We start from the raw sequence: 15,310 nt of genomic DNA, 5'->3' as shown, positions 1-15,310 counted from the left end.
GCGTGAAGTCATTCCTTTTTATATTAAAAAAACAATGATTAACAGTGGGTTATAGCCAATTGATGTGATATTAACGCCGGTGGCGAAACGACAACAAACAAGATAAATTGCTTTTTTGGCGTATTATTTGCAGGTTAGGACTATATTAAAGGCGCTAATATGGCGCTGCCAACTTAAAGGAGAGCACATGTGGGCTGCAGTCAGTTATCTTGTAACAGCATTAGTATTTATAGTACTGGGATTAAAGGTTAATTCTGTTTACTTCGCGGTTGCATTTTTTTGGACGGCGCTGTCGCTGATATTGGTCAGCGGTGCTTATTTTTTTAATGCGGGGAAAATATTCAGAAAGCGAGAAAATGGCGTTATCCCTTTTTACATTCGTTGGGCATTTGTTCCTTTTTTGTTAGGTGCACAAATTTATAATGCATGGTCACGCAAACACGATAAGGTACCCCCAATTCAACAAATAAACGATAACTTATTTTTAGCATGTCGTTTGTTTCCCTCTGATATAGATACATTAAAAGAAAATGGCATTACCGCTATTTTAGATGTGACTTGTGAATTTGATGGACTTGAGTGGACATCTACCCAAGAAAATATTAGTTATTTAAACATTCCTGTTCTTGATCATAGTGTGCCTACTCACTCGCAATTAAACCAGGCAATTAACTGGATCCACCACCATATAAAGAAAGACCGTCGTGTTGTGGTGCATTGTGCATTAGGTCGCGGACGTTCGGTGTTTGTTATGGCAGCGTATTTATTGAGTCAAAATAAAGAAGCTGATGTACATGACATTCTTGCTCAAATCAAAGAAACACGTGAAACAGCCAATCTTAATAAACGCCAATTACGCCATTTAGTTAAGCGCCACCGAAGAGGTGAGCTACTGATAAAAAATAAAGCATATTTAATTGCTAATCCTGTATCAGGCACTAAGTTATGGTCTGAAAAAGAGCATTTAATCGTTACACGTTTATCTGCTTATTATGATTTAACCATTTTAAAAACTACACCGGAACAAAACGGCATTACATTGGCTAAACAAGCTATAGAGCACGAGCCTGATATTATAATTGCCTGCGGTGGAGATGGCACAGTCACTGAGGTTGCGAGTGTTTTAGTGGGTACGTCTTGTCGATTAGGAATTATACCGTTGGGGACCGCTAATGCGTTGGCCCATGTGCTGATGGGAATAAAATCTAAATTTATTCCTGTTGAGCAAGCGTGCGATTTAATAATTGATGGTCAGACAAACCTGATCGATACCGCATATTGTAATAACGATTTGATGTTATTGCTAATTGGCATTGGCTTTGAGCATGCAATGATTGAAAAAGCAGATAGAGAGTCGAAAAATAAATCTGGCCAACTTGCTTATTTAAATGGGTTTTTACATTCCTTTGGCGAGAATAAAGCGCAAAAGCTGATGGTTAAACTCGATGATAATGAGCCTGAAGCTATTAATACAAATAGCTTTATTGTCGCTAATGCTGCCCCATTTACAACCCTTTTAGCCCAAGGTGGGGGACAACCCGACCACCGTGATGGATTATTAGACGTAAACTGGTTAACGCCAAACAAAGACAATGAAACCACAGTATTGAGTATTGCTGAGCTAATGTTTAGCAGTATCACGCAAACACATTTTGCTATTAACTCGCATTATACTAACGCAAAACGTGTAGAGATAAGCGCAGATAAAACGCTAGATTATGTAATTGATGGTGAGGTTAAATCTGCCGATAAAGTGGTAGTGAGTATTCACCCTGCTTCATTGAATGTAATATGCCAAGAACAAAACTAACTGACTAAAAATGGCGTAAATATTACGCCATTTAGCACTCATTTATTTTTTAATAGAGGGCCATACAAAATCTGATGTATCAGGTTGCGTGGGCTCTGTTAGTTTTGGTTTATTTCTGGGTTTTCGTAGCGGTTTATTACTCATGGTATGAATATAAAGTGCTTCTACTTTATCTCTTGCCCATGGGGTTTTACGTAAAAATTTTAAGCTTGATTTGATACTCGGAGAATCAGTAAAGCATTTTATGTTTACTTGTTCACCCATTGCTTTAAAGCCTAAACGTTGCTCTAGTTCTACAAGAATTTGCTCTAAAGTTATCCCATGTAGCGGGTTTTTTGGTTGATTATTCATAGTCACACTGCTTTTTTAAACTGCATGTATTGTAACGTATCCCACCGCATCTTAATAGTTTGGAGATGGCTGGCAGATTCCAGATTGTTAATCTTGATTAATTTACAGTAATAGTTGCAGGCTTCTTGGGGTAAATAAGGTTACCTTGCTTATCAAGCTTTAGCCAAATCAATTGACTGTTGTTATGTTGGGGGTACTTTGCAGCACAAATAAGCGTAACTGAGTGAACCTGAAGTATAGCTCCTTCGCTGTAACGTTTATTATCATACCAGCACTCAGTGCTAGTGTTTATAAGCTGGGTAGCATCAACAATAGGAAGCGTTTTTATTGTGCTAGCGAAGCTTAAAGCTGAAAAACACAAGCATAAAACAGTAATAAACGAAGTAAAATAATAACGCATCAAAAACCTCCAGTGTTTAAAATAAGTACACTTAGCAAAAAACATGCTAGGGTAAGTAAGACAACATAAGTAAAACACAGAACAATAAAAAGGTGAACAGATATGCTATTTAATCAAACAATGATTGACGAATTTACACTACTAGCAAAATTTCCACGCGAGAGCAAAATGCAAGGAATTAAACTCCATTCTGATGCTGAGCCGGCTTTGTTAAGTGCTGCACAGCGTTTGTTTAATAAGGGAGTGATAGACAGCCCAGATGGTGGCTATTTAACCGAACTGGGCTTAGATTTAATTGAGCATGTGACGGTAATACACAGTGCACTTAAAAGTTAATTTACTCTATTAGTTTGCATCAGGTTGATTTTCAGGGGCTGCATCAATAAAGGCTGCCAACTCATTACAACGCTGATATATGGCTGCTATTTTAGGGTAGGCAGCCATATCTACTTTAAAACGAATGGCATTAAATACCTGCGGTACTAAACATACATCAGCTAAGCTTGGCGACTCGCCTGCGCAAAATGTATTTTTACTATCGAGCATGCGTTCTATTTTTTCAAAACCCACTTCAACCCAGTGGCGGTACCATTTATTTTTTGCTTCATCATCAACATTGAGTTCACTACTTAAATACTTAAGCACACGTAAATTATCAATCGGGTGAATATCACACGCAATTGCATAACTTAAATTGCGAATATGTGCTTTTTGCCATGCATTACCAGGCAGTAATGGTGTTTCAGGGTATTGCTCTTCAAGGTACTCTAAAATTGCTAGAGATTGACCTAATACGCCGTCTTCCGTTTCTAAAGCAGGTAAAAGTCCTTGGGGGTTTTTCTGTAAGTAATCTGTGCTTTGTTGCTCTGATTTCAGTAAGTTTACCGGCACCAACTGGTGATCAATATTTTTTAGGTTTAATGCGATGCGCACACGATACGCTGCAGATGAGCGAAAATAAGTATAAAGCTTCATAATCTAATTACCCTTGATTGCCGTTAAAGTGTTTTTTAATTGTGCGCCAGCAGTCAGTGTAATTAGCTTGACGCTCTTTACCTTCTAATGCGTATTTAGTCGGCGATATCACATAACGTGACTCAAACATAAACGCCAGCGTATTATCGTAGCGTTGTGGTTCTAAGTCCGCGTTTGACGCTTTTTCAAATACATCCGCCTCAGGACCATGCGGCGACATACAGTTATGTAAGCTCATCCCTCCAGGGACAAAACCATGCTCTTTTGCATCATAAACGCCTTCAATTAAGCCCATAAACTCACTCATAATATTACGGTGATAGTAAGGCGGGCGGAAGGTGTTTTCAGCCACCATCCAACGCGGTGGGAAAATAGCAAAATCGATATTTGCAACGCCTTCAGTGCCTGATGGCGAGGTTAGTACCGTGAAAATTGATGGATCGGGGTGATCAAAGCTAACGGTATTCATGACATTAAAGCGAGCCAAATCGTATTTGTAAGGCGCACTGTTACCTGTCCAAGCAACAACATCAAGAGGAGAATGACCAATATCACAACGAAACATATTGCCATTAAATTTAGCAATCAGTTCAAATTCGCCTTCGATGTCTTCAAAAGCCGCTACTGGATATTGAAAGTCGCGGTCGTTAGCGTAACCATTTGCGCCAACAGGACCGCGCTCAGCAAGAACATAAGCATGGCCGTAGTTTTCACAAATGTACCCACGGGCTGTGTCAGTTAATAATTGAACCTGAAACTTAATGCCGCGCGGAATGACCGCAATTTCACCGGCTTTAATACTTAAATGCCCGAGTTCTGTTTTAAGTAATAACTCGCCGTGTTGTGGTACAAATAACATTTCGCCATCGGCGTTATAAAAAAAGCGCTTGTCCATTGATTTGTTAGCGACATAAACATGAATGCCAATACCGGCTTGCCCATTGGCGCTGCCATTTGCAGCCATTGTGATCAACCCATCAATAAAATCAGTAGGTTCTGCTGGTATATCAATGGGATCCCAACGAAGCATGGTGGGCGGCGTTGGCACTTCAGTAATGGGTGCTGTTCTAATTAAGCCATTGTCTATGGCTGTGTAATCACCTTGCACAACAGATGGACGAATACGGTACATCCACGTGCGGCGATTATCGGCGCGCGGAGCAGTAAATGCAGTGGTACTAAATTGCTCTGCGTATAAGTCGTATTTTACTTTTTGCGGGCTAAATTGCCCTATCGGTAATGCACCAGGCAGCGCTTCAGTTTCAAATTCATTACCAAAGCCGGTCATATAGTTTAATTGTGTCGCCATTACTGACTCCTGTGAAAGTGGGGGAGTGTTATATTTTTGTAATTTACGCTAAGATACTCTCAAGTGAGACTAATATCAAACACACTGATTATGACCCTTGTAAATAAAAGTGAACAAATAAAAGTCGTATGTAAATAAATAAGTGATTCAATATGAAAATAGATTTAACGACATTTTTACCTTATCAATTAACACACTTAGCAACACAGGTAAGTAATGATTTTTCGAGTATTTATAAAAAAGAGTTTGATTTAACTATTCCTCAGTGGCGAATAATGGCTAATTTAGCGCAATCAGGCCAAAGCACAGCTAAGCAATTATGCATTCAAGCAGATATGGATAAGTCGACAGTATCAAGGGCAGTAAAAACGCTAATTGATGAAGGGCTTATTTATAGCGAGTTAAATAAGCATGATAAGCGCGCTGCATTTTTGATGCTAAGTGATAAGGGCATGGCTTTATATGAAAAAATAACGCCACAAGCATTGCAGTGGGAGCGTGCATTATTAAGCTGCCTGTCGGATGCTGAACAGCATCAGCTAATCGCAATTTTTGATAAATTAAAAAATAAATTACAGGCATAAAAAAGCCCACAAAGTGGGCTTTTAAATACACTAATTTAATCAACCAAATTAGAACGTGTAACGAACACCTACACGCATTTCCCATAAAGAGGCATCGCGTTGTACAGACTGTTCAGCACTACGTGCACTGAAGTTTGAGTAAACGTATTGACCTTGGTCATTAATATTTACTTCAACCATCTTATTACCCACGAAAGAGCCTTTTCTTAATACACCCCAATCATCGTTTAACATATTCGTTAAGTTATCGATTACGAAGAATGCTTCACCTTTATGGCCATCCATAAAGCCAGGTACTTCTTGAGTGATTTTAAAGTTAAATTTCACGAACCAATCAGAGTTCTGTTGGTTACGACCAGTGATTTCACCACGTTTAAGACCTTCAGATGCGATAAAGTCATTAAACTCATTGATTTCATCAGCACTCATGTCGTAGACAACGTTTGGATCATTTTCAAGTGGTACATACAATAATTGACGCGCGCCATTAGAGTTTCTATCACCAAATTGAATATCGCCCGCACCCGTGTCGCGATTACTCTTGTAGGTAAAGCTATATGGTAAACCTTTGTATGCTTCACCAAATAGGTTAAAGCGGGTGTTATAACCATCGAAGAACTCGTGTTTATAACCTAGGTTTAATGTAAAGCGATGTGGGATTTCGTAATCAGATGATGCCACGCCAGGGTTACCTGGGTTTGATGTTGCTAGGTTACCGTAGTTTGAGCTGGCTACAGAGCTAGTCATTGGGTTTACATCATCTGCATCAGTGTAAGCGTATGAGAACTGAACGCTAACGCCATTATCAAACGCTTTACTTACTGCAGCAGATATAATTGAAGACTCACCACTATCACCATTCACATTTGTTAGTAATAGTTCACCACTACGATATTTACCTGGATTTAATGGATCTTCTTTTCTTTCATAGATAGGACGACCATCAAAAGTAGTTTTACCAGAATCTTGTAAAGCAATATCTACAAGAGTCGCTGCATCTCGCTTCTTAGTGTAAAGATAATCCAAAGCAATAACATAGTCGTTTTCTGTAGTATATGTAGCACCTAAAGAGTACTTCCACTCTGATGGGATTTCAAAGTTAGGATCTACCGCGTTTGTTGTAGCATCACCCGAACCAATTTCAGTATTTGCTACTTTATCAAACATATCTTGTGGAACGTCGTAACCTGGAGTACCACCATTTACATTTGGCGTATCAAATAGGTCAACTAGAGTGACTTCATCATCACCAGAACCAACTTTATAAGAATTACTGATATCGCTGATATAAGCACCAATATTGGTGATACCATCATTTGAATATGAGTTAGACAACCATACATTAGGGTTACCGCCTGAGAACAAACCAACACCCGCACGTACTTCTAGTGCATCGGTTGCATACCACTCAAAACCTACGCGTGGTTGAATTAAATCAATACCGTCAAACGTTGACTGATTGCTAAAACCGTAACGATTAGTGAAATTCTGATTTAATGTTGGTTTGTCATCGCTTGAATAGCTGTCGTAACGAAGACCAAATGTTAATGATGCATCGATATCTGAAAAGCTGTATTCATCTTGTACATAAAATGTATTTTGTGAATAAGCAAAGTTAGCAGCTGCATCATTTGGGTTATTCGTACTTGCAGAGTTATTATAATAAACTGCATTAGCAATCCCATTTCTGTATGCGTCAATCGAAGCAAAACGCCATTCACCTTCAGTATGTTGTACGAATTGGTTAAATACTTCTAACTTTTCATACTCAAAACCAGCGGTAATCGTGTGCTGATCAAGGTAGTAGGTACCTGAGAATTTAGCTGTTGTGGTATCGTAGTTTAAATCATTTGATTGACGAGAGTCATCAGGACCAACGTACACCGTGGCATTATCTGTGCTGATTTGGAACTCACCAAAACCGCTTGCTGCGTCTAAAGATTGAACGCGAGCGTCAAGCTCTGATTTACCTAAACGAACTTCAGTTGAAAAGTTGTCATTCCAATCAGAGTAAAGTGATGCAACGATTGAAGTGAACTCTGCGCCTTGCTCATAAAAGTGGCTGTCAAATGCGAGCTCATCACCATCTGCATCTGATTGCGATAAAGTAAAGCCATCATTGTAGTTATAAATTAGGTTAGCACGGTGGTCATCGTTGATGTTCCAGTCTAACTTCACTAAGATTTTTTCGTCTTCTACTGGTGAGCTTGCTGGTGTTGCACCGGCTTCGTAACCATAAACATCACGTGTAATTTGTTTAATACGCTCGATGTCTGCTGACGATACTAAAGATGAATAGTTAAACTGTTTAACACCTTCAAGTTTTTCGTAAGAAGTGAAAAGGAACAGCGTGTCATTAATTAGCGGTAAACCAACATTAAAGCCATAACGCTTTTCACTGTAATCGCCGTTATCAACGTCATTACCTTCAATCTTATCGCCTTTCATCGAATCGTTAGTGTAATCGTAGAATACACCACCGTGAATGTCGTTGCCGCCAGATTTGGTAACTGCATTGATGTTACATGATGTAAAACCACCATATTGAACATCAAATGGTGCTAATTCTACCGCTACTTGCTCGATTGAATCAAAAGAGAATGGAGCGCGAATAGTAGGGTAACCGTTTGAGCTTAAACCAAAGTTATCGTTCATACGAACGCCATCAAGGGTTAAGCTGTTAAAACGTGGATTACCACCACCACAGTTTATTGAACCACGGCTATCATCGATAGCAACGCGAGGGTCAATACGAATAATATCTTTTAAATCACGGTTAATAGCTGGTTGATTTTCAAGATCGCTTAATGTGAATGTTGAAGCAGGACCCGTACCACCAGACATAGTGCTAATAGGGCGACCAGTTACTACAATTTGTTCAACATCTGAGATATTTTCAAGTGAAGTATTAACAGGGTAGTCGCTACCAATGTTCAAGATAATATTATTGAACTCTTGGTCAGCGTAGATGTCTGAGTCTACAATTACTTTGTAAGGGCCGCCAACACGAAGACCTTTAGCAGTAAAGTAACCAGCGTCATTTACTTCAGTTGTTTTAACAGAGCCTGAAGGAACATGTAAAATAGTAATTTTAGTTCCTGCAGCAGGGTTACCGTTAGGACCCTTTATTTGACCTTTAATTGCAGAGGTTGTTTCGTTTGCAATTGCAGCACCACTGACACCAACACATGCTGCTATAGCAAGTGATAGAGCTGTTTTGCGAAGTTGAATTTTCATTTTATTTTCCCGTGTAGTTAAATAAACTTTTAATAGCTTTTTTATTTTAATTTTGGATTAAGCGACCGCAAAATACACTTAACCCAAAATACTTACATAGTGTACCTCATTTGTTTGTTACAAATAAAATACAACTGTAATTTTTTTATTATAAAACACTTTATTTATGAAATTTAGCATTTTATCTATGTTTCAATATTTTACCGTTCAAATAGTAAGTAGTTTTTATGACAAACAGATGAAAAGTGATTTTTTCCATAAAAAAAGCCATTACATTCATGTAATGGCTTTTTTAATTTTACGAGTTTTTGATGTACAGGCTATGTATTAAAACTTATAGCTAACACCAATTTTAGCTTGCCAAGCTGATGAGCTAGTTTGATATTGGCTATAGTTACGAACATCAGCGCCATTAAATCTGCTATCAATTATATAACGACCTTGATCGTCTAAGCCGCCAAAGTCGTAAACTGCTTGGTCAGAGAAACCTAAGCGCTTTTCTACGCCCCAGTCACTGTTTAATAAGTTGGCAAAGTTATCAATCATAAAGTAAACCTCACCGCTATGACCTTTTGCAAAACCTGGGATCTCTTGTTTAACGCTAATATCCATAGTGGTAACCCATGGTTGCGTGCCTGAGTTACGGTCTAAGATTTGACCTCGCTCAGAAATACCCGCTCTATTAAGTAGTGTCTCAAGTTCACTCCATGATAGCCCTGATTCATCCCAGTTTACGTTTGCATCATCTGCACCAGTTGGAATATACGCTAAATAAGCTGAGCTTGAATAAAAGTCACGCGTATCACCTAAATCACTATCTTGATACATACCCATAGTATAGCTAAATGGACGACCAGATCGACGTTCAAAATACACATTAAATCTTGTGGCATAGCCACTGAAGAACTCAGTGTTATAAGCTAAATTAACTTTAAAGCTATGCTCTACTTCATATGCACCACGGGCAGCAAAGTCTTCATTTCGGCTCTTAGTGATATTGTACTGATAGTTGCTTTGTGCACGTGATGAAGAACCTGAAGACGCTTCTGTTACATCTTGATGTGCATAGCTTGCTGAAATATAAAGGCCATTTTCCCACTCTTTAGCTAGTGCTGTTGTAATAATAACAGAACGACCATCATCAGTTGAGTTAGTCATTGCTATATCAAAGTTATCAGCTAAATCACCGCTGTAAATACTTTCATAGATGATACGCTCGCCGTCGGCCGCTACACCTACAGGTTTAATGGCGGTGTTATGCCACACAGCTTCGTTTTCTTTTTTGTGATAAGCAATTTCTGCTTGCCATTTAAAGCCTTCACCTAGTAATTCAGAATCAAAGTCGTACTCAAATCCAAGTTGTGCACGAATACTTGACGGTAGTTCAAAGTTTGGGTCAACATAGTTAGTGCTACCTGCACCTTGAACTAAAGAGCCTTTTATGGCATCTGGTACTTGAGTGATATCAGCTTGATTATTAGCATAATAATCGTTAATAGCACTTTGAGGTGCATCTACAAAAGTAATGCCATCGTTTTGGAATGAGTTATTGTACCAAACGTTAGGGATACCACCTTGGAAACGACCTACACCACCGTTAACTGTTAATGCTTCTGTAGCGTAATACTTAAAGCCAATACGCGGTAGAATAATATCTAACCCATCGAGGTTTTCTTGATTGCTAAAGCCATAGGTGTTTAAAAAGTTTTCGTTGAGTGTTGGTTTATCATCAGAAGATAAACGCTCATAACGAACACCTGCCGTTACTTCTAAATCATCACCAACATAAAAAGTATCTTCAATGTAAAGTGCTAATTGATTACGGGTTGCGTCGTAAGCAGTGTCATTAGGGTTATTTGTAAAGGCATTGCTGTAGCTAAAATCGTACTTTCCTTTGTAGTTACCTACTTCACGATTTTCGAAACCATTAAAGTTATCAAATTCCCATGAACCGAGAGAGTTAGCTGCAAAAAGGTTGTATAAGTTTAACGACTCATATTGCATACCAAAGTTAATTTCATGCTCGTCCATTAAATAAGTGGCATCAAGAGAAAGTGTTAAATTTTCTGTTGCTGAGCTATTTGCATGGCGAAACTCATCGGTACCAAAGTTATAAGAAGGCCCGCGGAAGTATTCTTCAACTTTAACGCTACCAATATCAGAATTTGTTAAACTTCTCGATGATACATCTTTGTATGCAATACCGATTTCAGTTGAAAAGTCTTCATTCCAATCTGAATATAGCTTGGTAGCAAAGTTATTAAACTTGGTTGCGTAGGTATAACGACTTGATGCAAACTGAACTGATGTGCCACCAGTACCAAAGTTTGTTTCATCTTTGTCATCTTGCCACTGATAGGTAAAATCTAAACGATGATCATCGGCAATGTTCCAGCTTAGCTTTACAAGTAATGTTTCGTTGGTGTCTTTAGGATCGCCACCAAGAGAATCGGTTAAACCGTATTCGTTATTTAGAATATTAAGGAAACGGTTATAGCTTTCTTCACTCACATCGTATTCGTTAGTTGCACCTGAACCTTCGAAACCATAGTCTAAATCTAGTTCGCTTGACCATTTATTGTAGTTAACAAAGTAAAATAAGGTATCGTCAATAATCGGGCCGCCAACATTAAAACCGTAGCGTTTTTCAGTTTGGTTAGGTTCTACTTGTTCAACAATATATGTGCGGTGACCATCGTCATCTAAAACTGGGCGGTTATCAGCAAACACTTGAGATATGCTGTCTACATCGCCTGCAATATCAGGTGTTGATGTTTCGTAAAAACCAGAAAACTTAAGTTCGTTAGTACCTGACTTAGTTACCGCGTTAATAGTACCACCACCAAAGTTACCTTTAGAGGCAGAGAATGGAGAAACATCAACAGATATTTGCTCAATTGCATCAAGGGCTACTGGAGGCTGTGAAGTCGGGTAGCCGCCGTAACTTAAACCAAAGTCATCATTTTGGCCAATACCATCTACGGTTAAACCATTCGTACGTGGATTGCTACCAGCAAAAGTTAGCTCACCACTGCCATTAATACTCGCAAGCGGATTTAAACGTGCGATATCTTTAATGTCACGGTTAAAGCTAGGCATATTATTGATAGTATCTTCGCCAAACGTACTACTAGAGCCACCTGACTGTTGTACAATTTTATAACCAGAGACTTCAATCTTTTCAATGTTTAGCGGCGCTAATTGCGATGTTAATCTGTAAGTTTCGCCAAGGTTTAAAAAGATGTTTTCAACGGTGGTATCGTTAAACGTATCAGAGTCGATGATCACAGTGTAAGGTCCACCAACACGCAAACCATTCGCAATGAAAGTACCACTTTCATTGGTCGTTAGTTCACTAATTGTGCCAGTTGGTTGATGAACAACCTTAATTTTAACGTTTGCAGCGCTCGCACCTGAAGGTGTGGTTATTTTACCACGCATTGCAGATGAAGTGTCAGCAGCCATAGCGCTTGTTGAAACTCCTAGAGCTAGAATTACAGCCCCAGTTAATTTCGAAAGGCGAAGCTTAGTCATAATGTTGATTTCCCATGTAGATGATTTAAGTAAGAAACTAAATTTATTTTTGTGTTTGCTGTGTTAAGGCCATTTTTGATTGCGTGTTAGTAGGATCAAATAATGTATTTAACAATCCAGCCAAGCGAATTCCCGCTTGTTGCAAGCGTGTTTTCACAATAGGGGTGTTGTTGTAGATATAGTCGTAGCTAATCTGTTCTTCTGTTGATTCATATATTTTTAGGGCTAAGTTGTGCGACTCTTCAAGCCAGCTTGTTGGTGTACTTTGTAAATATTCACTAATTAGCTCGCTGTTGTTGGTATTTATAAACTGAGCGTATTCAGTAAAAGATAAGTTTTCGTTTTCTACTAACTTGGTATCCCATAAGCTATGAAGATTGGTTTGTTGGTTAAAAAAAGAAACCTTAACGCGATTGCCGCCTCTATCTTCTGCTCTTCCTGCATGAAATGGTTGATGGCTGTCACCCACTAAATGCACCAAAAAACGCAAGCTAAACTGTTTGGCCGCAAGGCTTGATTTATCATCTTTCAACACGCGGATAGAGTAGTGAATGCCTTCTAATATGTTTGTTACTGATTCTTTGTGTTTGGTGTGGTCGTGGTCAAAACTAAAGGTCGCGTTGTCATCAGCATTAATGTAATGCCAACGAGATGATTTTTTTTGCCAAAAGTCACCTGGTGCAGATCGCATTTCGTCAGGCCATGTTGAAATCTGAGCTAAAGATTCGCCGTTGAGATAGGGGATAAGTGCAGCCTTAGTAGTTTCGCTTATGTGCGACTCTGCAATTTTACCCACTACACGATGCCCGTTTTGGCCCCAAGCATTACAATCTGTGCTTGCAAATATTGCACTAATTAGAAGTGTTAAAGAAAGCGAATATTTTACATTTTTGTACATTGAAGCATCCTAGTTAGTGTGACATTTATTTTGTAAACGCTGATAAGGTCAATTGTCCTCATTTTTTTAGTTGATAGAAAGGACTCAATAAAATTCATATTTTCTTGTTTAAAATTGTTTTTATTCAATTGCTTGGGTTTGACAGGTAAAATTACCTGTTGTAATAAGTAATTAAAATTGTTCAAATGAGCTATTACTCTAATTTAAACGGGTGTTTTTTGAATATTAAGAAGTTAATGTTGCATAAAACAGCAATTGTTACATTTATGTTTCTGGCTGTGTTGCTAAGTTGGTTTTCAGGTCAAGTTATTGTGGGCGAAGAAGATATAACGTTTCCAGTAATAATAGAGACATCAACGACATGTCAAACAACGGCAACGGCTAATAAGAGTCAACTTATAGTATTTACCCCCTCAAAATACGTTGCTCAATTACTTACTAAAAACTTGTGTGATGATAAAGTTGTGGCAAAGCAGTATGGCTCTGTCATTGGCTATTGGGGATATAGAACCGTTGATAGCTTAGAGTTTGTAGGTAAAGGTATTGCAGATTTAATTTTAGCGAAAAATAATATTATGGATGCGTTTAAGGCTGAATCTACTTACAACTATCAGCCTGTGGTTGGCTTTTCTGATTACACTGCATTTTTTATCTCTTCAAAAGAAAAACCTAAGATCAGCAAACAATATTTTTTAGATAAAAAAATCGGTCTGTTAGATTATCCAACGAGTCGCTCAGGACACATTTTACCCAAACAAGCCTTTAAAGAGCTAGGCCTAAACATTGCTCAGCTAAAAATAACCTATGCGAGTTCACACAATGAGTTGAGAGAATTATTGGCGAACGGGGAAGTAGACCTTATTGCCTCTTTTTGGAGAGAAAGTGACAGTCAGCGTTTTTCAAAAAATTATATTACGCCTATTAGTAGTAATGTGGCAGGCACCCGTTGGTACTTAAAAATGCAGCATAACAATACTGATTTACTCTGTGCTGTACAGTCTCACTTATTGAGTATGTCTAAAGAACAATCGTTTCAATATTATCAAGATGTTGAGCCATATTGGCAGTGCAACAGTTACCCCGTTACCTTTATAGGGGAATCGTAATGAATAGGTTAATATGGATAATATGCACAATTTTTTTATTCTTGGTTTTCTCGTCTGTTTTTTATATTTCGACAATGCAAAAACAACAGCAAGTAAATAAATTACAAATAATACAAATAGAAAAACGAATCGCTTTAGACTTACCTTTGTTAGATTTATCTAATGAGCTGCTTAAACACTCAGGTAATAAAGCAGCTTTACTTAATTATATTCAAACCTTAAACACCTTTATTGATAGTACCGGTATTGAGGTTGTAGCTATAACGCCACAGCATGAATTTGATGCTTCTTTAAAAACTTACACAGAGTTTATTCGAGAGTTAAATAGTAATAATGGTGTGGTGTTCATCGTTTTCTCTTTGAGACAGCCGTATTTTACGGGTGATGTGGTAGCTATTTATGGGATGCTTTTTATTCTTAGCATATTACTAACATACCTAATAAAATTAGCCTATATTAAAAAAAGTGATGAAAAACAGGTTGTTCACGCAGAATCAAATACTACAGAGTCAAAACCATTAACCCTGATTATTGATTTAAAAAGTAAAACATTATCGAGTAGCGTTTCTTTGGAGCACCAAGTAGCTTTGGCAAACAAACCGTTATGTTTTTATTTAGCGCTTGTGGAATATTGCACTAACAATCCAGAGATCAAGCTTAATCATAACAAGAATGTACCCGAGGAATTGATAGAGCTTGCCAATAAATATTTCTATCGTTTAGTTGAGCTTGGTCATACAGTAAGAAAACGTCCAAACTTTAATAACAGTCTAGAGAAAACATTGAGTGAAATTCGTGCGTCACTGGATGATGTGTTAAATGATTGCCCTGAACAAAAGGGATTATACTACCCACCGAAAGCATTTGGAGAGGGCTCACGCTCACGAATGCACAGTTATGGGTTAGCAAATGTGGGTCAAGGAAATATAGAAATAATAGGAAAGTAATCGTGCTTTGCTACTTAATCTTAACTCTGGTTAAGAGAGCTACCAACTTAAATAGAGTGTGAGAGGTTTGTGGGTTGAAGTGCGCTTAAATTGGCTTGGTGATAACATAAACCTGAATTATGAGTGTCATTATATATCAATGACACTCATCACTGTTCA

The 15,310-nt window shown here is 38.2% G+C and carries 12 protein-coding genes; 5 read left to right on the top strand and 7 right to left on the bottom strand.

Translation table 11 applies throughout. The features are described 5' to 3' along the window. Positions 1-187 precede the first annotated feature (187 nt). Positions 188-1,810 (top strand): diacylglycerol kinase family protein, encoded by a 1,623-nt coding sequence (locus QL984_RS04235; protein WP_024600939.1) that lies wholly within the window; start codon positions 188-190, stop codon positions 1,808-1,810. Between the two features lie 42 nt (positions 1,811-1,852). Here the strand turns inward: QL984_RS04235 and QL984_RS04230 are convergent, their stop codons facing one another. Beyond that, complete coding sequence (locus QL984_RS04230) at positions 1,853-2,161, bottom strand: VF530 family protein (protein ID WP_028834132.1); 309 nt, start codon at positions 2,159-2,161, stop codon at positions 1,853-1,855. 97 nt (positions 2,162-2,258) lie between these two features. Further along, positions 2,259-2,561, bottom strand: a complete 303-nt coding sequence (locus QL984_RS04225) for a DUF1496 domain-containing protein (RefSeq protein ID WP_008112332.1) — start codon at positions 2,559-2,561, stop codon at positions 2,259-2,261. Positions 2,562-2,663: 102 nt separating this feature from the next. Between QL984_RS04225 and QL984_RS04220 the strand changes: the two genes are divergently transcribed. Continuing rightward, positions 2,664-2,897, top strand: coding sequence for a TIGR02647 family protein (locus tag QL984_RS04220; protein ID WP_024600938.1), 234 nt, complete (start codon positions 2,664-2,666; stop codon positions 2,895-2,897). Between the two features lie 9 nt (positions 2,898-2,906). Here QL984_RS04220 and maiA read toward each other — a convergent pair whose 3' ends face one another. Continuing rightward, positions 2,907-3,536 (bottom strand): maleylacetoacetate isomerase, encoded by a 630-nt coding sequence (gene maiA, locus QL984_RS04215; protein ID WP_016899147.1) that lies wholly within the window; start codon positions 3,534-3,536, stop codon positions 2,907-2,909. A gap of 7 nt (positions 3,537-3,543) precedes the next feature. Further along, positions 3,544-4,845, bottom strand: coding sequence for a homogentisate 1,2-dioxygenase (hmgA, locus tag QL984_RS04210; RefSeq protein ID WP_028834129.1), 1,302 nt, complete (start codon positions 4,843-4,845; stop codon positions 3,544-3,546). 152 nt (positions 4,846-4,997) lie between these two features. Between hmgA and QL984_RS04205 the strand changes: the two genes are divergently transcribed. Next, on the top strand, positions 4,998-5,429 hold the full coding sequence (locus QL984_RS04205; protein ID WP_013463147.1) for a MarR family transcriptional regulator: 432 nt from the start codon (positions 4,998-5,000) through the stop codon (positions 5,427-5,429). Between the two features lie 48 nt (positions 5,430-5,477). Here QL984_RS04205 and QL984_RS04200 read toward each other — a convergent pair whose 3' ends face one another. From QL984_RS04200 to QL984_RS04190, 3 genes are all read right to left on the bottom strand, one after another. Next, positions 5,478-8,666 (bottom strand): TonB-dependent receptor, encoded by a 3,189-nt coding sequence (locus tag QL984_RS04200; protein WP_290172000.1) that lies wholly within the window; start codon positions 8,664-8,666, stop codon positions 5,478-5,480. 327 nt (positions 8,667-8,993) lie between these two features. Then, positions 8,994-12,200, bottom strand: a complete 3,207-nt coding sequence (locus QL984_RS04195) for a TonB-dependent receptor (protein WP_090493230.1) — start codon at positions 12,198-12,200, stop codon at positions 8,994-8,996. A gap of 43 nt (positions 12,201-12,243) precedes the next feature. Next, complete coding sequence (locus tag QL984_RS04190) at positions 12,244-13,098, bottom strand: S1/P1 nuclease (protein ID WP_290171998.1); 855 nt, start codon at positions 13,096-13,098, stop codon at positions 12,244-12,246. 236 nt (positions 13,099-13,334) lie between these two features. On the opposite strand from QL984_RS04190, the gene QL984_RS04185 reads away from it, so the two are divergent. Both QL984_RS04185 and QL984_RS04180 read left to right on the top strand, forming a co-directional pair. Further along, on the top strand, positions 13,335-14,204 hold the full coding sequence (locus tag QL984_RS04185; protein WP_290171997.1) for a hypothetical protein: 870 nt from the start codon (positions 13,335-13,337) through the stop codon (positions 14,202-14,204). Then, positions 14,204-15,151: a hypothetical protein gene (locus QL984_RS04180; RefSeq protein WP_058155920.1), complete on the top strand. Its 948-nt coding sequence runs from the start codon at positions 14,204-14,206 to the stop codon at positions 15,149-15,151. The genes QL984_RS04185 and QL984_RS04180 overlap by 1 nt, the downstream gene beginning before the upstream one ends. Positions 15,152-15,310 lie beyond the last annotated feature (159 nt).

Origin of the sequence: Pseudoalteromonas sp. APC 3495 (assembly GCF_030407645.1) — a bacterium.
Taxonomy (GTDB): domain Bacteria; phylum Pseudomonadota; class Gammaproteobacteria; order Enterobacterales; family Alteromonadaceae; genus Pseudoalteromonas; species Pseudoalteromonas tetraodonis.
Note: the sequence above shows the minus strand (reverse complement) of the source record. Positions and strands in the feature narration are given on the sequence as shown.